The organism is Pedobacter sp. AC163 (assembly GCF_979258665.1).
In genome coordinates this window covers 3,106,012-3,127,867 of record NZ_OZ409872.1, presented here as the reverse complement: position 1 = coordinate 3,127,867, position 21,856 = coordinate 3,106,012, and the positions used below count along the sequence as shown (strand labels likewise).

The window sequence follows — 21,856 nt, the reverse complement described above, 5'->3', positions numbered from 1 at the left end:
ATTATTTCTTTCCATTGAAAATATCCAAGGCACTCTGCAAATATAGCGCATATTCTTTTGCATCGAATATTGCGCCTTGAGGTGCCACAAGGGTTTTCAAATCATGACCAGCCAATACATAAAATGGCTGAGAATTGGAGTTGTAGGTAGTTGCCTGAAAATCTGCATTCCAGGCGCCTAAATCTTTAGTTTGTTTACGAAGGATTTCTGAATAATGCACCTGATTAGCTGGCACTTCTATTGATCGCTCATCAACATAAAGCTGAATAAGAACAAATTCTTCTCTAATCAATCGGCCAACTTCCGGATCAATCCATACCTGATCTTCCATTCTCCTGCAGTTTACACAAGCATGGCCAGTAAAATCAATTAATAAAGGTTTTTTAACTTCTTTAGCATAAGCAAGTCCTTCATTTAAGTCGAAAAACGCATTAAAGCCACGGGGTGGGTGTAATTTCTCAGCGTATTTCACTTTGGCAGGAAAACCTGTAGGCGGCGTTGAAGCTTGAACATTTCCTCCTAAAACAAAATCCTGAGTATTCATTGGCGGGGCTAAACCGCTTAATGTGCTTACCGGAGCACCCCATAATCCAGGTAAAATATATACTGCAAATGAAAAGGAAAGAATAGCTAAAAACAACCTAGGTACAGAAACATAAGGTAAATCACTGTCATGTGAAAATTTGATTTTCCCTAAAAGATATATTCCCATCAACACGAAAATCACAATCCAAAGGCAAAGAAAAACTTCTCTGTCGAACCATTCCCAATGCCATACCAAATCTGCAGCTGATAAAAATTTAAGTGCTAAAGCCAATTCAAGAAAGCCTAAACATACTTTTACGCTGTTCAACCATCCGCCAGATTTAGGCATGCTGTTTAAAAAGCCCGGAAAAATAGCAGATAAAGTAAAAGGCAGAGCCAGGGCAAGGGCGAAACCGAACATGCCTACTGCCGGACCAAGCACATTACCTTTTGAACTCGCTTCTACCAACAAGGTTCCAATTATTGGCCCTGTACACGAAAATGAAACTAAAGCTAAAGACGCCGCCATAAAAAATATGCCTCCTAAACCTTTACTGGTATCTGCTTTCTGATCGATCTTGTTTACAAAAGAACTAGGCAAGGTAATTTCGAAAGCGCCAAAGAAAGAAATGGCGAATACAACCAGTAAAATAAAGAAAGCAAAATTGAACCAGCCACTACTGCTTAATTCATTTAGCTTACTTGAACCGAAAAGAACGGTAATGAGTAAGCCAAATACCACATAAATAACAATGATCGAAATTCCATAGATAATGGCCTGCCCGATGCCTTTTTTTCTACTGCCCGCCTTTTTAGTAAAATAACTAATTGTTAGTGGTACCATTGGGAAGATGCAGGGCATTAAAAAAGCTAGAAAGCCACCGAAAAGACCTTTAATAAAGGTTTGCCAAAGGGTTAATTTCTCGGCTCCATCAGTTGAAGATGAAGGCTTCTCGACGTTATTTTGGCTAACTGGTTTATCTTTTTTAACGGTATCCGCAACAATTTTATTTGCTGCGCTATCTTTTGCAGAGCCTACCTCTGTAAAAACGATATTGTCGGGTGGAGCAGTGCTCGTAGTATCTTGTGTTACAGCAGCGTAACTTTTAACAGCAGGTAACGCCAGAAACGTTAATGCTATTAATAAAAATAAAAAAACCTTTTTCATTTGTGTGTTCTGTGTTTGAGGCGTGAAATTAAGAATAATTTCATAAAGACATCCTGCTAATGCCGAATGGACCTCAGATTTTACTTTAAAAAGAAACAGTCCCGAAAAATTCGGGACTGCTAGGTAATACTTTTAATATCAATTATTTAACCGGGATACTAAACTCAACTTCTTCCGGCGGCAAGCATTGTCTATCGTTACAAACCATAAACTCTACTTTACCTTTTACAGTTGTTGCGGCTTTATTCAATTTAACTTTTTGCGTGAAGATTACCGATTTTTCAAAGTAACTTACATTCATTTTAAATGTGTCTTCGTATTTCGTAATGGCTTTTGGCTCAGCAGTTTTACCCACTAATGAAAAATCTTTCGAGGGTGAGAAGGCAAAAGTTGTTTTTACCGGACCTCCGTCTTTAACATTTTGAGAGTAAATGTGCCATCTATCATCAATTGTTGCTTTTAAATATAAAACAGCTTCAGTTTTACTAACTTTTTTTGCTGCATAAGACCAGGTAACTGGCTTTTCGATTTGAGCAAATGCCGCAACAACAGTAAACAATACCATTGATAACGCCAGAGTGATTTTTTTCATTGTGTGTTTATTTTGTGTGTGTAAATTCAATTTGTTTAAAGTTAAAAGATTTTTGATGATTACCTATCTTCATCATTAATCGCCCCTCATCTTCAACTCCTATAATCTCACCTTCAAAAACCCGTCCATCTTCTTTATAATATGCCAGTTTATTTATGGCGTATAACTTTTTGAGGTATTGACTTTTAAGGCTTTCAAATTTTCCTGATTTCAAAACTAGGTAGTATTTCTCCATAAAGACGAATAATTTCTCGATAATTACTTCCAGCTGAAACTCTTTTTGTAAAATCTGAATGACAGAGGTGGCACGATGCACTATCTCATTAGGAAAATCTGTTTGATTGATATTTAAACCAATGCCAATAACGGATGATTTTATGATTGTACCTGTCAGTGAGTTTTCTATTAAAACGCCACCTAGTTTCTTATCTAAATAGTACATATCATTTGGCCATTTAATACTTATTCCGCTTGCGATAAAATATGATAAAGTTTCACTAATGGCCAAACTAACCGCCATATTGAGATAAAACTGTTTATCGAGAGGCAAGAATGAGGGTTTAAGATAGATACTCAAACTGATGTTTTTACCCACCTGCGTTTGCCAAACGCTATTCTGTTGCCCTCTACCAGCGAATTGATTATCTGCCATAATTACAGTTCCTTCGGGTAATGGCTCGGATTTTGACACCAGTTCTTTCAAAAAGTTATTCGTAGAATCAACCTCTTTTAATTTGATTAAATTTTGACCAACAAATAGTGTCGAAAAAGTGTTATTTTGCAAGGGTTGAATTTATAATATTGTAATTCCAAAATTAAAGCATTTTAATGGTAAAAAAGAAAATAGTAGCCCTTTCTACATACCTTTCTGAGTTGGCCGTTCATGGCATTCAAGAGAAAAAAGGAGAAGATATAGTGCGGTTAGATCTAAAAAATATTCATACATCTGTAGCAGATTATTTTATAATAACGAGTGCAAATTCCAGTACTCAGGTGAAAGCAATTGCCGATAGTGTAGAAAAAGAAATCTATAAAGCGACTCAAACCGACCCAAGACATAAGGAAGGTTTCGAATCGGCAGATTGGATTATTCTTGATTATTTTGATGTGGTTGTGCACATTTTTAAAACTGAAAAACGCCATTTTTATGGCATAGAAGAATTGTGGGGAGATGCTGAGAGTACAAATTACAAAAGCGCATAACCTCTAGAACCATTTTGAACAAGACAAATGAACGATAATCAAAATACAAACGAAAACAAAAAACCGGGAAAGAGAATTCCTAATATCCCGAAAAAACCGCAAAAAGGACCAAAGTTTAATATTTTCTGGGTTTATGCTGCAATTATTGTTGCTATCATAGCTGCTCAGGTTTTATTCTCTGGAGATGGCGGTAAGAAAGTTGATTATCCAGAATTCGAAAGCAAAATGCTTTTGACTGGAGACGTTGAAAAATTGGTCGCTTATAAAAGCGAAGATTTAGTTAAAGTGGAGGTTTATATTAAAAAATCTGCTTTAGATAAACCAGAATACGAGAAATATAAAAGCACAAGCAAGTTTTCTACTGCCAATAGTGGCCCAATTGTATACTTTAATGCTGGTACAATGGATGGCTTGGATAAGCAGTTGGCAGAGTCGCAAAAAAACCTTCCTGCTGATCAACCCAGAATTTTGGCTGAAAAAGATAGCCGTAGTAATCCATTCTTAGGTTTGTTAGTGAACATTGGTTTGCCATTGCTTTTATTAATCGGTTTCTGGATTTTTATGATGCGCAGAATGGGCGGTGGTGGCGCAGGTGGCGGTCAAATTTTCAGCATCGGTAAATCAAAAGCAACACTTTTTGATAAAGAAAGTCAGGTTAACATTACGTTTAATGATGTTGCGGGCTTAGAAGAAGCAAAACAAGAGGTAATGGAGATTGTAGATTTCCTTAAAAACCCTAAAAAATATACCAACCTTGGAGGTAAAATTCCAAAAGGTGCATTGCTTGTAGGTTCGCCAGGTACGGGTAAAACTTTGTTGGCTAAAGCTGTTGCTGGTGAAGCACAAGTTCCATTCTTCTCTTTATCAGGTTCTGATTTTGTGGAGATGTTTGTAGGGGTAGGTGCATCACGTGTGAGGGATTTGTTTAAGCAAGCAAAAGATAAAGCGCCATGTATCATCTTTATTGATGAGGTGGATGCAATTGGTCGTGCTCGTGGAAAGAACAGCGTAATGGGTGGAAACGATGAGCGTGAAAACACATTAAACCAATTATTGGTAGAAATGGATGGTTTCGGAACAGATTCAGGCATTATCATTTTAGCGGCAACAAACCGTCCTGATGTGTTGGATTCTGCTTTATTACGTCCCGGTCGTTTCGATAGACAAATTTCTATTGATAAACCAGATTTAGTAGGCCGTGAGCATATTTTTAATGTTCACTTAAAACCTATTAAAACAGCTCAGGAAGTTGATGCGAAAAAACTATCTGCTCAAACCCCAGGCTTTGCAGGTGCAGAAATTGCCAATGTTTGTAACGAAGCAGCATTAATCGCAGCACGTAGAAACAAAGAGCAGGTTGATATGCAAGATTTCCAGGATGCAATTGACCGTGTAATTGGTGGTTTAGAAAAGAAAAACAAAATCATTTCGCCAGAAGAAAAACGAATCGTTGCTTATCATGAAGCTGGTCACGCTATTGCAGGTTGGTTTTTGGAACACGCAGATCCATTGGTTAAAGTTTCTATTGTTCCACGTGGTGTTGCAGCCTTGGGTTATGCCCAATACTTACCAAAAGAACAGTTTTTATATACAACGGAGCAGTTAATCGACGGAATGTGTATGACGATGGGCGGACGTGTAGCTGAAGACATTACTTTCGGTAAAATTTCGACCGGTGCCCAGAATGATTTGGAGCGAATTACCAAACTTTCTTATGCCATGGTGAGTATTTATGGTATGAACGAAGCGGTAGGTAATGTTTCTTTTCATGATCCGCAGAACGAATACAATTTTAACAAGCCATATTCTGAAAAAACATCTGAATTAATTGATGTTGAAGTTCGTAAACTGATTGGCGATGTGTACATCAAAACCAAACAACTGTTGTTAGATAAACAAGATGGTTTAGAAAAATTAGCTCAAAAATTATTGGAAAAAGAAATTTTATTCCAGGCAGATTTAGAGGAAATTTTAGGCAAACGTCCTTTTGATACCAGAACTACATACGATGAATTCGTAAATGGAACGGGCGATCAAACTCCGGCAGCAGAAGGATTGCTTCACGATGGCGTTAGCGATACAGATATTAACAAAGAAGTATCTGGTTTAAATCCCTCTTCTGAGAAAGAGTAAATAGATATGCTCCATTGCATATAAACACAATTATACATAAGTTTGAAACCTTGAACCTTAAAAGTTCAGGGTTTCATTTGTTTAGATACATTGATTAACAAATCAAATACAAGACACCGAACTTGTTTCGCATCTTAACAAAAGCAAGTACAAAAAAATGAAGGATAACACCACCGCTAAAGAACAAATACTAAAAAAGATAAGGAAAGCGCTTTTAGAGAAGCGAGAAAATCCATATCCTAATGCGGAGGAAAGTCCTCTTTACAAAAAAAATACGCAAGAACTTGAGGTACTATTTGCCGAGCAGTTGACGGCTATTTCCGGAAATTTTATCTTTTGTGAAGATGGCATCGATTTTTTTGAAAACATGCTTCAATTGGCAGATAAGTTTAAATGGCGCAAAATTTACTGCTGGGAACCTGAACTTCAGGAGTTTCTGGCTAAATACGAATTTCCTTTTTACCAAACAGATAAAGATTTTGAACAAGCTGAAGTGGGCATCACCTTGTGCGAAGCATTGGTTGCCAGAAACGGAAGCGTAATGGTTACCAACCAAAGTGCAGCCGGCAGAAGGTTAAGTATTTTCCCGCATCACCACATCGTAATTGCCAGAACGAGTCAGCTGGTTTTAGATTTGAAAGATGCCTTTCAGTTGCTTAAAAACAAATACGGAAATCAAATTCCATCGATGATCAGCAACATTACCGGACCAAGCAGAACGGCGGATATTGAGAAAACACTGGTACTAGGTGCGCATGGGCCGAAGGAATTGTTTGTGTTTCTAATTGACGATTTTAGTTAAAAAATTTCTATTTCTTATTTATTAACCATATTTTTATACTACATACCGTTTTAGTATGCGGTATTATAATTATGAGCAAAGTAATAAATACGGTTATCGCCGGCACTGGAAGTTATATTCCTGAAAATATTATATCTGGTAACGAATTCCTAAATTCAACATTTTTTGAGAATGGGAATCGACTAGAAAAGGAGAATTCCGAAATTATACACAAGTTTTCTGAAATAACCGAAATTGTAGAAAGACGGTATGCTTGTCCGGAACAATTGAGTAACCATATTGGCGCCAAAGCAGCTGAAAAAGCAATCGAAGATGCTGGTATTGATAAAGAAACGTTAGATTATATCATCTTCTGTCATAATTTTGGAGACATCCCCTTGGGAAGTAATCGTACAGATATTTTACCTTCACTGGCCGCAAAAGTTAAGCAGCAGTTGGGCATTTTAAATCCCGATTGCGTGGCTTATGACATTATTTTTGGTTGTCCAGGCTGGGTTCAGGGTTCAATCCAGGCAGATTACTACATTAAGAGTGGTGATGCTAAAAGGGTGATGGTGATTGGAGCCGAAACCTTAAGCCGAATTATTGATCCGCATGATCGTGATAGCATGATATTTTCTGATGGAGCAGGTGCAGTAATTTATGAGGCAAAAGAAGAAGAGTCGGAGCAGAAAGGGATTTTAGCCCACAAAACTGAAACCCATGCGGTAAATTATGGAAATTTACTCATTATGGGTAAAGGTTCACACCCTGAAGAAACCAGTGGCAACTATTACCTTAAAATGAATGGGCGTAAGCTCTATGAGTTTGCCGTGGTACAAGTGCCTCAGGTAATTAAAAAAGCACTCGATAAGGCCGAACTAAGTGTAGAAGATGTTAATATCGTTTTTGTTCACCAGGCTAATGGTAAAATGGATACGGCAATTATGAAACGATTATTTAAGCTCTACGGTAAAGATACTGTTCCAGAAAATCTGGTACCGATGACGATCTCCTGGCTGGGTAATAGTTCGGTTGCAACAGTACCAACTTTGTTAGATCTGGTATTGAAAGAGCAAGTGAAAGGTTACAAAGTTAAGCCTGGTGATGTGGCCGTTTTTGCTTCAGTTGGCGCTGGAATGCACATCAACGCCTTTGTTTACCGTTTCTAATTAAGTCTTTTCAAACCCGCTTTAGCCTGGCTTTCAATACTGCTTTCATATTCATGGTTTTTCATGGAAATGGCATTATTGAAAGCCTCTTTTGCTTTCGAGTTATTCTTACGTTTTTCATAAACTTTGCCCATTTGCAAAGCAGCATTTGCAGCAAAATAATATTTTGAATTTTTACCCAGGTTGATTGTGGCCTGATAAGCATTTAAGGCATCTTCATCTTTTCCTAAATCATCATAAATTCTTCCCAAACGGTAATTAAATTCTGTTTTATCCTTCTCTGAAGAAAAATCCGCAGTTTTTTTGTCGCCTAAAATTTGTAATGCCCTGGCTAAGTAGCCACCATCAAATAACAACCTTGCTTTTAACAAATCGATGGGCGGTTGTGGAGATGACGCTTCATTTTTTGCTTGCTTATCTTTCTCATTATAGGTGTAACCATTGTTAATAGCTTTAGTCACAAACGCGGAGTAACCATTTTTGTCACCTTTTAATAATGCAATCCAGCCCAAATGTAGATAAGTATCTTTGATATAATTGACACCCTTATTGCTGCTTAAAAAGCGATTGAAATAGGTAGATGCAGATAGATCAAGCTTATTTAAGTGTGCTAAACCTTCTAAATAATCCAAATAGGGAAAGGGTTGGTAAAGCGGACCCTCCGGTTTTTTTGCGAGAATGGCAATGGCTTCATCATTGTGTGCGTTCTTGATGCAAACATAGCTTCGTAAATAGCTTTTTAAGAGGCTAGTATCCGCTATCCGATCCGTGTATTTCATTGTCTTTGAATAGGCCGAACTGCTATGGGCAACATCAGTTAAAACATAAGCATAGTAAAAAACCACTTCTTCATAAAACGGTTCATAAGATGACTTTGGCAAATTATCAGCCAGCTTTTCGAACATATTTAAGCCCGTTTGAAGATTTCCTTTTATCCCAAAAGTTGATAAAGTACTTTTAAGTGCGCCATCGGGAAGATTTCCCAGAACAGCATTAATTAAGCCTAAACCTTTCATATTCAGGTGGAAGCTGGGAAATTTTTTGCTATTATCCTGAAGCAATCCATTGGCCTTTTTTATTTCCATCGCGGCGTTGAAATACTCCCCAAAGCGACCGCGAATTAAAGCCCATTGTAAATTGATTTCAGCCTGTGCGTATAAATAGTACGGAGAGCTTTTATCATCATCACTTATCTGATCCAACCGTGATGATTTATTTCCTTTTAAACGATCGAAATCTGCTTTGCTTTCGGATGTTAAAATAGTAAAATAATCAACATAGTTTTCCAAAAGGGGAATGATGGAATTATTTGGATGTTGCTTTTTTTCTGTAGAGATATAAGCTCTTGCATTGCCCAGCTTAAGTTCAAATATACTTTTGTAGGCATTTAAGCAATTGGCATTAAAATCAAAATTGGCGAAAAGCGAAAGTGGAAAAACCAGTAAAGTTGATAGGGTAAGTAAGCGCAAAAATTTAATCATTTGGGATAGTCTTGTTATTATTGCACAGCAAAGGAATTTCAATTGAAAACAAATATTTAAGTTAACGCATAAATATCATTCTTGTTTTGTGTAGAAACAAAAAACGTCCTGATTTTCATCAAGACGTTCTTTAAAATTTTTTGGAGAAGAATTAAGCTTCTGCTACTTCGTGAGTTAAAGCCTCATCAACCAAAATACGACCACAGTGCTCGCAAACGATGATTTTTTTTCGCTGACGAATATCTAATTGACGTTGAGGTGGAATCTGGTTAAAACAACCTGAACAAGAATCACGATCGATCGTTACAACAGCCAAACCGTTAATAGCGTTTTTGCGCAAACGTTTATAAGCGATCAATAATCTTTCGTCTATTGTCGGTTCTGCTTTATCAGCTTTCTTTTGTAAATCTTGCTCTTCCTTTTCAGTTTCAGCAGTAATTACATCTAACTCGCCTTTTTTAATATCTAAATCTTTCTTTCTACCTTCTAATTCAGCTTTAGCAGCCTCATAGATTTCGGTTTTAGAAGTGATTTCGAAACCATGCTCTTTAATTTTCTTTTCAGAAACCTGAATGTCTAATCCTTGAATCTCAATTTCTTTAGTTAAAGCATCGTATTCACGGTTGTTTTTAACTTCTTTTAATTGAGTATCGTATCTTTTGATTGCTGCCTGAGCATCTTTGATTGTATTTTTACGGTTTACGATCGAATCCTCAAGATCATCAAGTTCACCTTTGATTTTTGAGATTCTAGTTTCTAATCCTAAAACATCGTCTTCTAAATCGGCAACTTCCATTGGTAACTCACCACGTACCTGGCGAATTTTATCAATTTTGGTGTGGATATTTTGTAATTCGTATAAAGCCTTTAGCTTTTGTTCTACGGTTTGTTCCATTAAAACAAGTAATTTATGGGGTTTGTATTTTGCTCCGTTAAACGGATTGCAAAGTTAGTAAATTTTTTCTGAATAATTTCAAGCAATAAATTAGATGTAAATTGTTCAGTTTCAAAGTGTCCGATGTCGGCAATGATGATTTTTTCTTCCGCATCGAAAAACTCATGATACTTAAAATCTGCGGTAATAAAAGCATCTGCTCCTGCGGCAATTGCATCTTTAAGTAGAAAACTGCCAGAACCTCCACAAACAGCCACTTTTTTTATCCTTTTTGCAATCACGTCTGTATGCCTCACCACTTTAGCCTGCATTCTATCTTTTACCAGGTGTAAAAAATCATAAGCATCCATATCATATTCCAGCCAGCCCATCATGCCTGATCCAACCAGTTGATGCTTATTTTCCAATTTATAAATATCATAAGCTACTTCTTCATAAGGATGGTTTTCGAACAAGGCCACTAAAATTTTCCGTTCTGCCTGGGTAGGATAAACCATTTCAATCCGTACTTCAGATTCTCTATGCCGAACACCTTTTTCACCAACAAAAGGATCAGAACCTTCATTGCCTTTAAAAGTGCCAAAACCTTCAGCATTGAAACTACACTCGCTATAGTTGCCAATATTGCCTGCTCCAGCATAAAATAAAGCCGAACGTAATTGCTCTGCTTGCGCCTGAGGACAATAAGTAACCAGCTTTTTCAATAAGCCTGGTTTTGGAACCAATACTTTTGTACCCGTTAAACCCAACCTTTCACAGATTTTGGCATTTACGCCAGTATGAACACTATCCAGATTAGTATGTATGGCGTACAAAGCGATGTTGTTTTTTATGGCTTTCAGCACTACGCGTTCTACATAGTTTTTACCATTGAGTTTTTTTAATCCATTAAAAACAATGGGGTGATGCGTGATAATGAGGTTACAGCCAGTAGAAATGGCTTCATCAACAACTGATTCAATACAATCTAAAGCAACCAACGCCGCCCTGATTTCCATTTTCGGATCGCCAACAATTAAACCGGAATTGTCATAGTCTTCCTGATAATTCAATGGCGCAATGCTTTCCAGATAATTCGTTAATTCTGATAATCTCATGGTATAAAGATATATATTTTGAGGTTTTTGTCTGAGGAGAATTATCATAAAAACCACTTTTATTAGAAACCACCACCAACCTCTCCTTGAAAATAAGGAGGGAAGTTGTATAGTGGAAAAAACGTATAAATCTTTCCCATCTAAACCCGATAGAAACAAAAAGCCCGCAAACCCGATTCTTCATCGGATGCGGACTTGGAGTGCATCGCTCCACAGAAGTTCCTTTGGAACGGGACGAACGTTTAAAAATGATTCTGTCCCTGATTTTAAAAAGATCTGTTTTTAAAACTTACGAAGTTCTCCTAATGCTTAAGCTCCATTAAACTTCGTAAGTTAAATTATGCTTGCTGAAATCCACCACCCATTCTTACCATTTGCAAACTTTCAAAAACCGCTTTCTGGTTGTATTCAAAAGCAAGACTTTTATGATTGATCACGTCGACTATGGTTCCGATCATACATAGCCCGCCGGTGAAAAAGTATAAAATACCCATTCCAATCTGGCCAATTACAAACCGGTGTATTCCGGCGAAGCCAAGGAACCCGATTAAGGCTAGCAATAAAATTTCTGATGGTTGTTTTCTGCGGCTACCATAAATCATCAAGAAATTACGTAATTGCTGCTCGTTTAAACCTGTTGTTGCTTGTTGTAAGTAAGCATATTCTTCTGGCGTTATACCTGGTAACGACATTAAAGGTGATTGATATATATCCATGGTTTCTATGTATTTGTTGTTTGAATTTTAAATTTATTTCTATTTTTTATCAATGTATACACTCTATAAAGTATAATCAAAAGTGCTGGAAGGCCAAACCAATGCTGGGAAAAGCTTTCGGTAAACTCGCCATGAAAAATATGGCTTATCGACCTTCCTAAACCGCATCCCGGACACCAACCTTCGTAGCCTAAATTTGCCAGCGGACAAAGTGTAAAGTGATGCTCATGACCATTAGCTGTTGCCAATAACACTAAAGCTGTCAGCCAGAACACAAGTTCCAGTGGAAAGTTTTTAATGTGTTTCATGCTTTCAATTTATATATTTTAGAGGATTTGAGCCGTGCTTTGTTACAGGGATAGCCGTTTATTCGACCAACCGTAAATATAAACCGACGAATTACGATTAACACCCGAAGAATAACGAACAAACTTAAAAAACCTTTAACAAAGTTTGCGGTTAAATATAAAAGATAAGCTTATTTTTGTGCCTTGAACATTCGTGATTTAATAACCCGTTACAAAAACGACGAAAGGGTAACTGAATTTACCAAAGCGTTAAACTCTACTAAAAACCCAAAGATACAATTGAAGGGATTGGTGGGTTCTGCCGATGCTATTGTAGCACTTTCCTCTTATTTTTTACTCCATAAACCTTTACTTTTTGTACTTCCAGATAGGGAAGAAGCTGCCTATTTTCAATCAGATTTGGAAAGCGTTTTAGATAAACAGGTGTTGCTTTTTCCTTCTTCCTACCGCAAATCATTTGATTTCACGCAGGTTGATACCGCAAATGTACTGGCCAGGGCAGAAGTTTTAAATGAGCTCAACCACGATTCGGAATATGGTAAAATCGTAGTTTCCTACCCCGAAGCGATTGCAGAAAAGGTAATTGATCGCTCTGCGTTGGAAAAAAACACCTTGGAAATTAGCCTCGGCGCTAAACTGGGTATCGATTTTATTAATGAGTTTTTAATTGATTATGATTTCGATAGACGGGATTTTGTTTATGAGCCAGGTCAGTTCTCCATTCGTGGTGGTATTGTAGATATATTTTCTTTCTCTTCTGATTTACCTTACCGCATCGAATTTTTTGGCGATGAAGTAGAAAGCATCAGAAGTTTTGAAATTGAAAGTCAGCTTTCGGTGGCCGATGTAAAAACGCTTACAATCGTACCCAATGTACAAGCCAAGTTCTTAACCGAAAGTAACATCAGCATTCTTGATTATATTGATCAGGATACGCAGCTGTGGTTTAAGGATGTAGAATTTACCCTTGACATTGTTAAAGCAGGATACAAAAAAGCTGTCGAATTATGGAAAGCACTATCTCTTGATGATAAAAACAAAAACCCGGATTGGATTGATCCGAAATTTGCTTTCAGTGATGAAAAATTATTAGGTGATCATTTACATGATTTTCCTTTAGTTGAATTTGGAAAACAATTCTTTTATAAAACCGACGATCGTTTCGAATTTGAAACCAAACCGCAACCATCGTTCAATAAAGATTTTAATCTCTTAATTCACAATTTAAAAGAAAATGAAAAAGAGGGAATTGTAAATTTTATTTTTACCGATTCGCCGAAACAAATTGAGCGTTTATACGCCATTTTAGAAGATATTGACAAAACCGCCAAATTTACGCCTATCAACAGCATGTTGCGGGAAGGTTTTGTAGATCCAAAAATTCAAACTGCCTTTTATACCGACCATCAGATATTTGATCGTTACTATAAATACAAGCTAAAGAAAGGTTATCAAAAAAGTCAGGCGATTACGCTGAAAGATCTCCGTGAGCTAAAATCTGGCGATTATGTAACCCACATTGATCATGGTATTGGAAAATATGCCGGATTGGAAAAGGTTGAAGTAAACGGCAAGACGCAGGAAATGATCCGCTTGATTTATGCCGATAATGATTTGCTTTATGTAAACATCAACTCTCTAAATCGCATTGCGAAATACAGTGGTAAAGAAAGCGGCGTACCGAAAATGAATAAACTAGGTACCGACGCCTGGGATAAACTCAAAAAAACCACAAAAAAAAAAGTTAAAGACATTGCCCGCGATTTGATTAAGCTTTATGCTTTACGCAAAACACAAGCAGGAACGGCTTTTTCTCCTGATGGCTATTTACAGACCGAACTCGAAGCATCTTTCATTTATGAAGATACGCCAGATCAGTTGAAAGCAACGCAGGATGTGAAAAGGGATATGGAAGCACCACACCCAATGGATCGTTTGGTTTGTGGTGATGTTGGTTTTGGTAAAACAGAAATTGCTGTTCGTGCTGCTTTTAAAGCCGTTGCTGAAGGAAAACAGGCTGCAATTCTGGTTCCGACTACCATTTTAGCTTTACAGCATTTCAAAACATTTTCTTCACGTTTAAAAGATTTCCCGGTTACGGTAGATTATATTAATCGCTTTAAAACCAACAAGCAGATAAAAGATACTTTAGCTGAAGCTGCTGCCGGAAAAGTTGATATTCTCATCGGTACACATCGTTTGTTGAGTAAAGATGTGAAGTTTAAAGATCTGGGCATCATGATTATTGATGAGGAACAGAAGTTTGGCGTAACGGCAAAAGAAAGGCTTAAAGCTGTTCGTGTAAATGTAGATACGTTAACGCTTACTGCGACGCCGATTCCAAGAACGTTGCATTTTTCATTAATGGGTGCCCGGGATTTATCAATCATCAGTACGCCCCCGCCAAATCGCCAACCAGTAAGTACTGAATTGCATGTTTTTAATGATAAACTGATTCAGGAAGCTGTTCAATTCGAATTGGATCGCGGCGGACAGGTTTTCTTCATCCACAACCGTGTGAATGATTTAATGCAATTGGGTGGATTGATTCAGAAATTGGTTCCTAAAGCCCGAATCGGAATTGCTCATGGCCAGTTAGATGGTGATCAGCTAGAGGATGTAATGCTTGATTTTATCAATGGTGAAAAGGATGTTTTGGTTTCCACTACCATTATCGAGGCTGGCTTGGATATTCCGAATGCCAATACAATCATCATCAATCACGCACATATGTTCGGCCTGAGCGATTTACATCAAATGCGTGGACGTGTTGGGCGAAGCAACAAAAAAGCCTTCTGTTATTTATTGTCGCCACCACTTTCTACGTTAACTTCTGAGGCTAGAAAACGCTTGAGTGCCATCGAAGAATTTTCTGATTTAGGAAGCGGCTTCAATGTGGCGATGCGGGATTTAGACATCCGCGGAAGCGGGAATTTATTGGGAGCAGAGCAAAGTGGTTTTATCGCTGAAATTGGCTTTGAAATGTACCACAAAATTTTAGATGAGGCTATTCAAGAACTGAAAGAAGCAGAATTTAAAGGTTTATTTGAAAATGAACCCGCAAGGGCTTTCGTAGGTTTTACACAGGTTGATACCGATTTGGAACTTTACATTCCTGATGCCTACATTACCAACATCACCGAACGTTATAATTTATATACCGAACTTTCGAAGCTGGAAAATGAAACCGAGCTGGCTGTTTTTGAAAAACATTTAGCCGATCGCTTTGGTCCGGTTCCGCCACAGGTAAAAACGATGTTAAGTGTGGTCAGGTTGCAATGGTTAGGCAAAAAGTTGGGTTTCGAGAAGATCAGCTTTAAGAAAAATAGTTTACGCGGATATTTCCTGAGCGATAAACAATCTGCTTATTTCGATTCGAATACTTTTACGAAGATTTTAACTTTCGCACAAAATCATCCCCGGATGTGCAATTTAAAGGAAGTTAAAAATATCTTGCGCATCGCTTTTGATAATGTAACCACTGTTGAAGAAGCTATTCAAACTTTAGAGCTGATTGATTAGCTAAGTACAGATTTGTTTATTTCGGTGTGTGTGGACACAGACCGAGGCGCATAATATCAAATGCAGAAATGACTTTAGCCGTGGTCTGTGTCTCCACAGGCCACTCATTGCTTTTCTCTTGTGCCTATTACTTCGATACTTGCTTAAATAATATAATTAATGGACCCAACCTTATTACTCGATTTAGTGAAAATGCAAATGCCTTATGGAAAGTATAAGGGCTACTTAATTTGCAATATCCCTGAAAGCTATTTGCTTTGGTATAAAGATAAAGGCTTCCCGAAGGGTAAATTGGGCGATTTAATGGCTACCATGTTTGAGATTCGCGTTAACGGATTGGAATATTTGTTAACGCCATTGAAAAATCAGAATAGGTAAAAATGCTAAAACTGATTCAGGATTTAGATAACAGGTAACTATTCAATATTCGATTTTTCAAAACAGCTCCCGTAGATTAGGATGATTTATGCAGAGAAAAATTTGCACTTATAGCATAATCTGCGGGAAACAGCTTAAATCTCACAACCATTTTCATCGCAAATGGCATCATCATTTTTATTTAACGAAGTTAAAGTTGATTTCGGCTGGTTTGCTTTCCACTCTGTAAAGCTTTGCGTTAACGCATCAGTAAAAGCTTGTACAGGTTGTGCTCCAGAAACGCCATACTTTCTATCCATTACAAAATAGGGAACGCCTCGAATCCCTAAATTCTGACTTTCGTAAATATCATAACGAACAGCCTCAGCAAATTGATCTCCGCTTAAAACTTCTTCAGCCTCTACTCGATTTAAACCAATTTCTACAGCAAGATCAATCAAAACACCATTGTCACCAATATTGCGGCTGTTTACGAAATGCGCTTCAAAGAGCTTTTCTTCTGCCAAATCTTGTAAATTATGCTTCGCAGCTAAATGAATTAAACGGTGTGCATTAAAAGTATTTGCTGGTATGTTGGTGTCGAAATCGATTTTTAAACCAGCATTCGAAGCCATATCTACCACTTGTTGCGTCATTTGTTTGGCTTGTTCAATAGGCATGCCCTTGCTTCGGCCTAGGTAATCGTAAATTGTCTCATTATTGGTATTATGGTAATCGGGATTAAGCTGGTAGCTTTTCCAATTAACCTCAACTTCCGCTTTAAAAGGCAGTTTTTCAATTGCTTGTTCAAAATGACGCTTACCAATATAGCAAAACGGACACATCACATCCGACCAGATTTCTACTTTCATGATGTAAAAATAAGCGGTCGTTATTAAAAGACGGTAAGTACAAAGTCAATAATTCCCGATAGTAGAAATGCATTGCTCAATAAGGGAAAAATATTTCCCATCTAAAACCTCAATAAATATACAATAGTTTGTTAACCAACGAATTATGAGCATGGCATCATTTTGTATTAAGCTACCTAAATCACATTAAAATAATCATGAAGAAAACGCTTTACACAGGCTTGCTTTTAACGGGCCTGTTCTTCGGTGCTTTTGCACAACGCCAACCGGACAATGTATCGAAATTTGACTCCAAAATTCAATCCATCACTCTTGATAACCTTACTGGCAACATTATCGTTAAAGAAGCCAATAAGGTTTCTGCTTTTAATCCAACAAGTAACCAGATTGAGTGGACCGTCACCGATGAACAAATAGGAAAAATGAGTGCGCTAAACCAGGCAACAAAAATAAACGATGCGCTAAGCGACCCTGATTTACTGAAGATTTTTCAATCTTCAGATCAATTAAATTTTTTACCCAATACCCCATTTATTAAAGCGAATATTAACTCAAAAGATGTAATTATTAACTCACTTGATGGAAAAATTTTGTTTAACTCTGGTACAACCTCTTACCGGGTCATCCTAAGTCAATATGTAGCTGGTGATGAGAAATTTTTATTCTTAGCTACATCAGGTAAAGATTTTAAATGCGTTCTTTTCGATCCTAAAACCGGAAAAGATGAATGGGCGACAGTAGTGGGCACCAAAGAAGGAATGCTTAAAAGTTTGCTGGCAAATGCCGCAGCCAACAGCCTGGGCTTAGGTCTTTCGAAACTTGCAACCAAAGATGAGGTGGTAGCTACTGGAGATGCAATTTATGCAACGATAAACAATCACCTTTTTAAGCTGGATAAGGCGAGCGGGAAAATCCAATGGTCGGCCAAGGATGATGTACATCGTTTCTACCTTTCTAACGATAACAAGCATATCATTACCATGCGCAATGCCGGAAGTTTAATTTCTGCTAAAAGAGCGTTAAATGCCCTTAATACTGAAAATGGAACACCTACTTTTAAAGAAGATATTACTACAAAATATGTTTCTTATATCGAAGATTGGGGCAATAAATTCCTTGTAGCTCATTCAAATGGATTCAATTTTTTTGATTATAACACCGGCCAAAAAATATGGAAAAAGGATGCAAAAGGAGATGACATTAAGAAAGTTATACCAATAGATAACGACTACTTGTACATTGCCGACAATGAAATGAGTTTAATCGACCGCGACGGAAAACAAAAGTGGAAAAATTTTATAGAAATTAGTGATGATAAAACCGATCCTGTGTACTTTTTAAATAAAATAGCTAACAATAAGGTTTTCTATTTAACCGGTACTTATGGCAATATGGTAGATTATACCACAGGCAAAAAGATTTGGAAAGGAAACATCAAGTTTGAGCCGAAACTGCCACTTCTATACGCATTTGACGAGCCCACTGAATCATTTTTGGTTTTTAACGATGAAAAGATTTATAAGTTCGATCCGTCAGCAGCAGATAAGCCAGAAGCTTTTGCTAAAATCAAGGTTAAAAATGATAAAGCTTTGTCAACCTTAGGTTTATTTGATTGGGGCGTATCTTTAAGTGGAGAGAACGAAGTAATTGGAGTAAATAAAGATGGCTCAGTAAAATTTCAAAAAGTTTACAAAGAACCAGGAGCTGCAGCAAGAAGACTACTTAAAACAGGCAGTATTATTGGAATGTCGTATTTAGGATTAAGATCTGGCTTACAACAGGGTTTTTCAGAAGCAACATATGTTTCACGGGATGCTAACGGCAACGTAAAAGAAGACTATTTACTTTCAGAATCTTCGAGGGAACGATTAAAAACTAAGGCTGCTCTCAATAACGGTATTTCTCAAGCTATTGGTTCAACAGTTTTAAACCGTGTCGATTCGAGGTTTAAGGCCTTGAAACAGAACAATGATTTTGCGTTTATATTTGCCCGTGGAGAAACAGATGAAACAAATTTCCTAGTTAAAGTAAATAAAGCTACAGGCGTTGAAGTTGATAAAATCGCAATTGATAATACGAAACCGATTTATGAAGTAGATTTTGTAACAGACAATCTTTACTATGTAAATAATAATGAGCTGAGGATATTTTCAAAGAAATAAAACTCAAACGAACAACAGGAAAGCGACTTCAGCCCGAATTCGCTTTCCTGTTGTTTTTATTTATACAATTGGTTAAATATCATTTTAAAAGTTCCGTGGGTTTGCGCTCTAAAAGCAATCTCTGGCCCAAAAGCAAATAATTTGCCTTTGCCAACATTTGCTTCGAAAGCAGTTACGCCATCTTGCAAATAAGCTTGTCCCCATGCCCAACCGCTGCGTAAAGGCGTAGCAGATTCAAACCACATTAAAGGTTTAATTTTTCCTGCAGTAATTGCATCGCCAGTTAATTTAAAAACAGGACTGTTATCAAAATAGATGTCAGCTTCCTTTTCCATTCCCCAAACTGCCGGTTGTTTGGTATCGACAGCCACATTTAAAACACTACCTGGCACATAATATTTTTCTGCAGGTAATCTTTTTTCCTCTCCGTTTACAATTTCCATCATCGCATTGCGTACAGGAAGTTTTAAGTGATAGGCTAAATTTGTACTGCTGCCAATCGTTACAATGTTTCCTCCATCTTCTAAAAATTTCTTCAACTGTGGAATGGATTTATCTGCTGATATTCTACCCAATCGATTTCTAAACTCTTCGGGAATATCTTCGGCTTTTGGTCCAAAGTTTCTTGAGCCAAAACCACCAGCCTGAACAGAAGGAATGGCGCCGCCAACAAAAATAATCACATCATATTTCGACTTTAAATTCCCGGCATCAATATCTTGAGGATAAATTACCGTGGCGTTATAATGATACTGCTCCATAATAAACCGCATCCAGCCAGAAGCCATTGACCCGCCATAAGTATCCCAAAGAGCGATTCTTGCGGCAGAAACTTTAGATTTCTCTTTAGGGGCTACACCCGTTTTTAATTTAACATTCGCCTTTTCTAGTATTGATTTCCCTGCGGAAGAAACATAAAAATCACCATTCTCATTCGAGCGGTAAACTTCTACTTTGTTCTTCAATAAATCGTTAACAGCTGTGTAAGAATCGTTCTGTGCGGCACTTAAAACATAATTAGAACCTGCAATTTTATTCTCCGGAACCAATAAGTTTCCATAAGGATTTTTCTCAAACGGTCCGGTGAAATCATCTTGAATGCGGTCAAATTTCACGTCCATTAAATAAGCCAATGTCCAACCCGCAGCATCGTAAGGAGGAATAGGTGCACCGCCTTCGTATTTAAAGTCATTCGGGTGATCCTGTGGCTCGAACATATCCAAAACATGTGGCCGGAATGCTTGATCTGTTTTAACCACATAACTTCCTGCCGGATATTTTTTGCCTGCTACCGTAAAAGTGGCGGTAGCCTTATGCACCACTATTCCTGTTCTGATTAATGCATTTAAAAACTTGATAGCAGAATTGAAATCCGGCTGATCTGCCGATAAAATATAACCACGGGGATCTCGATTTACCGGTGCATTCATCACCGTATCAAAATACTTTACGTTCATTGCCCTTCTGGCATCAAACTCATTATCACCCACATCAGCAGCACCTGAGCCTCCTTTTTTTGCAGCCGCGTTAATGGCCTCAATTTTCTTTGGGGAGAAAGACCAGGTATCTTTTTTACCTCTATCGATGGAGTTTTTTCCCATTTGATAAATGTTAAACAGCAACTCATCAGCATGGCGCTGTGCGTAGTTCAAAACCGCATAATTCAGTGATACAGAATAATCGATCGAATTTTTGAAATACCATTTGCGTGGCGTAACGGGATTTGGCGAATCGCTATTTGGCAACAACCGCGATGGTACCAACGGAATTTCTGATGGAGTTGGGCTACCTACAATTTCCGTAAGTAGACCAATCATGTTATGAAAATAGGTGGTCGTTCTCAATCCGCCATTGTACCAGGTAGAAAATACTGAACCGCCTCTCTGGGTATATCCTGGCTTTGCTTCAACATTCAATCTGGTGTGCATTGCGGCACCAACAGCATCTAAACTGGTTAATAGTGTGGGATCGAAAACGTAGTTAAACGGATCGCGATAGGGCGGGCCTGCAACCACCGTTCCTGCCGGACCAGCCTGATGGTGGTTGTACATGATTTGAGGAATCCACTCTACAAAAAGCTGGCGACCCATGTTTTGTGTTTCTTTCAGGTTCAACATAAAAAAGTCGCGGTTGTTATCATGCCCGGCGTACTTTTCATATAAGGTTGGCCAACCCGAAAGCACTCGTTTTTTAGGATCTTTTTCCCGCATATACCAATTAGCCACCAGCTCTTGCCCATCTGGATTGGCGTGGGTAAATAGAATAATCACGTTGTCCAAAATCTTCATCGTTTCCGGATCTGTTTTCGAAGCAAATTCATAGGCGGTCTGAATTAACTGATGTGCGCCTACGGTTTCATTGGCGTGTAATCCACCATCAATCCAAACCACAGCTTTACCTTCTTGCGACAAAGCTTTTGCTTGCGCAGGCGAAAGCTCTGCATGAGCCAGTTGTTGTGAAATTTCTTTGTATCTCGCTAATTTTTCAAGGTTGGCCGGAGATGAAACAATTAACATGTATTGTGATCGTCCCTCCTCAGTTTTACCAATATCTACAAGTTTGACCCGCTTGGATGTTTCTGCAAGCTTTTTAAAATAAGCTTCCGTTTGCGTGTAATTGGCTAGTTGATAATCATCGCCGATAGTGAAGCCAAAATGAGATTTTGGTGTAGGAACATCTTGTGCCAAAGCACTACTGCTCAATATCAAAAAGGCAAAACAGAACTTTTTAAAGTAAAATTTAGTCATAGTTAAGGTTATTTGTTGGATAATCAAATATAATGTAGAAACTTATCGGTTTTTTGCATGCTCTAAATTTGTTACAAGCTAGGCTTTTCGAACATGCTTAACTAAATTTGCCGATTAAATCATCA

17 protein-coding genes are annotated in these 21,856 nt (G+C 37.7%); 7 read left to right on the top strand and 10 right to left on the bottom strand.

The features are described 5' to 3' along the window. Position 1 precedes the first annotated feature (1 nt). The 3 genes from ACZZZK_RS13485 to ACZZZK_RS13475 all read right to left on the bottom strand — a co-directional run bounded on the left by ACZZZK_RS13485 (position 2) and on the right by ACZZZK_RS13475 (position 3,069). The gene (locus ACZZZK_RS13485) at positions 2–1,693 is read right to left on the bottom strand and encodes a protein-disulfide reductase DsbD family protein (RefSeq protein ID WP_463484577.1); all 1,692 of its coding nucleotides are present in this window, start codon (positions 1,691–1,693) and stop codon (positions 2–4) included. Between the two features lie 142 nt (positions 1,694–1,835). Then, a complete protein-coding gene (locus ACZZZK_RS13480; protein WP_463484576.1) occupies positions 1,836–2,285 on the bottom strand; it encodes a protein-disulfide reductase DsbD domain-containing protein in 450 nt (149 codons plus the stop codon). Between the two features lie 7 nt (positions 2,286–2,292). Beyond that, entirely contained in the window at positions 2,293–3,069 is a 777-nt protein-coding gene (locus tag ACZZZK_RS13475; protein WP_463484575.1) for a biotin--[acetyl-CoA-carboxylase] ligase, read from the bottom strand. A gap of 44 nt (positions 3,070–3,113) precedes the next feature. On the opposite strand from ACZZZK_RS13475, the gene rsfS reads away from it, so the two are divergent. The 4 genes from rsfS (at position 3,114) to ACZZZK_RS13455 (ending at position 7,574) form a co-directional block, all read left to right on the top strand. Further along, the gene (rsfS, locus tag ACZZZK_RS13470; RefSeq protein ID WP_056850566.1) at positions 3,114–3,488 is read left to right on the top strand and encodes a ribosome silencing factor; all 375 of its coding nucleotides are present in this window, start codon (positions 3,114–3,116) and stop codon (positions 3,486–3,488) included. A 27-nt stretch (positions 3,489–3,515) separates the two neighbouring features. Then, positions 3,516–5,621: an ATP-dependent zinc metalloprotease FtsH gene (ftsH, locus tag ACZZZK_RS13465; RefSeq protein WP_056850567.1), complete on the top strand. Its 2,106-nt coding sequence runs from the start codon at positions 3,516–3,518 to the stop codon at positions 5,619–5,621. Between the two features lie 157 nt (positions 5,622–5,778). Next, positions 5,779–6,423, top strand: a complete 645-nt coding sequence (locus ACZZZK_RS13460) for a LutC/YkgG family protein (RefSeq protein WP_056850568.1) — start codon at positions 5,779–5,781, stop codon at positions 6,421–6,423. A gap of 71 nt (positions 6,424–6,494) precedes the next feature. Then, positions 6,495–7,574 carry a 3-oxoacyl-ACP synthase III family protein gene (locus ACZZZK_RS13455; RefSeq protein ID WP_463484574.1) on the top strand — a complete coding sequence of 360 codons (1,080 nt, stop codon included), beginning with the start codon at positions 6,495–6,497 and terminating at the stop codon, positions 7,572–7,574. Here ACZZZK_RS13455 and ACZZZK_RS13450 read toward each other — a convergent pair. The 5 genes from ACZZZK_RS13450 to ACZZZK_RS13430 form a co-directional block, all read right to left on the bottom strand. Next, the gene (locus tag ACZZZK_RS13450) at positions 7,571–9,055 is read right to left on the bottom strand and encodes a tetratricopeptide repeat protein (RefSeq protein WP_463484573.1); all 1,485 of its coding nucleotides are present in this window, start codon (positions 9,053–9,055) and stop codon (positions 7,571–7,573) included. The two genes, ACZZZK_RS13455 and ACZZZK_RS13450, sit on opposite strands and share 4 nt — an antisense overlap. 151 nt (positions 9,056–9,206) lie before the next feature. Then, positions 9,207–9,950 (bottom strand): zinc ribbon domain-containing protein, encoded by a 744-nt coding sequence (locus ACZZZK_RS13445; protein ID WP_056850571.1) that lies wholly within the window; start codon positions 9,948–9,950, stop codon positions 9,207–9,209. Then, positions 9,950–11,047 (bottom strand): Nif3-like dinuclear metal center hexameric protein, encoded by a 1,098-nt coding sequence (locus ACZZZK_RS13440; RefSeq protein WP_463484572.1) that lies wholly within the window; start codon positions 11,045–11,047, stop codon positions 9,950–9,952. The genes ACZZZK_RS13445 and ACZZZK_RS13440 overlap by 1 nt, the downstream gene beginning before the upstream one ends. A gap of 338 nt (positions 11,048–11,385) precedes the next feature. Next, positions 11,386–11,763, bottom strand: a complete 378-nt coding sequence (locus ACZZZK_RS13435) for a TM2 domain-containing protein (RefSeq protein ID WP_463484571.1) — start codon at positions 11,761–11,763, stop codon at positions 11,386–11,388. Between the two features lie 5 nt (positions 11,764–11,768). Continuing rightward, positions 11,769–12,071, bottom strand: a complete 303-nt coding sequence (locus ACZZZK_RS13430) for a DUF2752 domain-containing protein (RefSeq protein ID WP_463484570.1) — start codon at positions 12,069–12,071, stop codon at positions 11,769–11,771. Between the two features lie 183 nt (positions 12,072–12,254). Between ACZZZK_RS13430 and mfd the strand changes: the two genes are divergently transcribed. Together mfd and ACZZZK_RS13420 are read left to right on the top strand one after the other, a co-directional pair. Further along, entirely contained in the window at positions 12,255–15,593 is a 3,339-nt protein-coding gene (gene mfd / locus ACZZZK_RS13425) for a transcription-repair coupling factor (RefSeq protein ID WP_463484569.1), read from the top strand. Between the two features lie 159 nt (positions 15,594–15,752). Beyond that, positions 15,753–15,971: a DUF3820 family protein gene (locus tag ACZZZK_RS13420; protein WP_316754770.1), complete on the top strand. Its 219-nt coding sequence runs from the start codon at positions 15,753–15,755 to the stop codon at positions 15,969–15,971. Positions 15,972–16,105: 134 nt separating this feature from the next. Here ACZZZK_RS13420 and ACZZZK_RS13415 read toward each other — a convergent pair whose 3' ends face one another. Beyond that, positions 16,106–16,822: a DsbA family oxidoreductase gene (locus tag ACZZZK_RS13415; RefSeq protein WP_463484568.1), complete on the bottom strand. Its 717-nt coding sequence runs from the start codon at positions 16,820–16,822 to the stop codon at positions 16,106–16,108. 197 nt (positions 16,823–17,019) lie between these two features. On the opposite strand from ACZZZK_RS13415, the gene ACZZZK_RS13410 reads away from it, so the two are divergent. Beyond that, complete coding sequence (locus ACZZZK_RS13410) at positions 17,020–18,984, top strand: outer membrane protein assembly factor BamB family protein (RefSeq protein ID WP_463484567.1); 1,965 nt, start codon at positions 17,020–17,022, stop codon at positions 18,982–18,984. Positions 18,985–19,040: 56 nt separating this feature from the next. On the opposite strand, the gene ACZZZK_RS13405 is transcribed toward ACZZZK_RS13410, so the two are convergent. Continuing rightward, positions 19,041–21,731 (bottom strand): M14 family metallopeptidase, encoded by a 2,691-nt coding sequence (locus tag ACZZZK_RS13405; RefSeq protein WP_463484566.1) that lies wholly within the window; start codon positions 21,729–21,731, stop codon positions 19,041–19,043. Positions 21,732–21,856: the final 125 nt, after the last annotated feature.

Excerpts from the sequence above, each read along its gene's own strand:
- ACZZZK_RS13485 (WP_463484577.1), bottom strand. The coding sequence starts at position 1,693 with ATGAAAAAGGTTTTTTTATTTTTATTAATAGCATTAACGTTTCTGGCG.
- ACZZZK_RS13480 (WP_463484576.1), bottom strand. The coding sequence starts at position 2,285 with ATGAAAAAAATCACTCTGGCGTTATCAATGGTATTGTTTACTGTTGTT.
- rsfS (WP_056850566.1), top strand. The coding sequence starts at position 3,114 with ATGGTAAAAAAGAAAATAGTAGCCCTTTCTACATACCTTTCTGAGTTG.
- ftsH (WP_056850567.1), top strand. The coding sequence starts at position 3,516 with ATGAACGATAATCAAAATACAAACGAAAACAAAAAACCGGGAAAGAGA.
- ACZZZK_RS13460 (WP_056850568.1), top strand. The coding sequence starts at position 5,779 with ATGAAGGATAACACCACCGCTAAAGAACAAATACTAAAAAAGATAAGG.
- ACZZZK_RS13455 (WP_463484574.1), top strand. The coding sequence starts at position 6,495 with ATGAGCAAAGTAATAAATACGGTTATCGCCGGCACTGGAAGTTATATT.
- ACZZZK_RS13450 (WP_463484573.1), bottom strand. The coding sequence starts at position 9,055 with ATGATTAAATTTTTGCGCTTACTTACCCTATCAACTTTACTGGTTTTT.
- ACZZZK_RS13445 (WP_056850571.1), bottom strand. The coding sequence starts at position 9,950 with ATGGAACAAACCGTAGAACAAAAGCTAAAGGCTTTATACGAATTACAA.
- ACZZZK_RS13440 (WP_463484572.1), bottom strand. The coding sequence starts at position 11,047 with ATGAGATTATCAGAATTAACGAATTATCTGGAAAGCATTGCGCCATTG.
- ACZZZK_RS13435 (WP_463484571.1), bottom strand. The coding sequence starts at position 11,763 with ATGGATATATATCAATCACCTTTAATGTCGTTACCAGGTATAACGCCA.
- ACZZZK_RS13430 (WP_463484570.1), bottom strand. The coding sequence starts at position 12,071 with ATGAAACACATTAAAAACTTTCCACTGGAACTTGTGTTCTGGCTGACA.
- ACZZZK_RS13420 (WP_316754770.1), top strand. The coding sequence starts at position 15,753 with ATGGACCCAACCTTATTACTCGATTTAGTGAAAATGCAAATGCCTTAT.
- ACZZZK_RS13415 (WP_463484568.1), bottom strand. The coding sequence starts at position 16,822 with ATGAAAGTAGAAATCTGGTCGGATGTGATGTGTCCGTTTTGCTATATT.
- ACZZZK_RS13410 (WP_463484567.1), top strand. The coding sequence starts at position 17,020 with ATGAAGAAAACGCTTTACACAGGCTTGCTTTTAACGGGCCTGTTCTTC.
- ACZZZK_RS13405 (WP_463484566.1), bottom strand. The coding sequence starts at position 21,731 with ATGACTAAATTTTACTTTAAAAAGTTCTGTTTTGCCTTTTTGATATTG.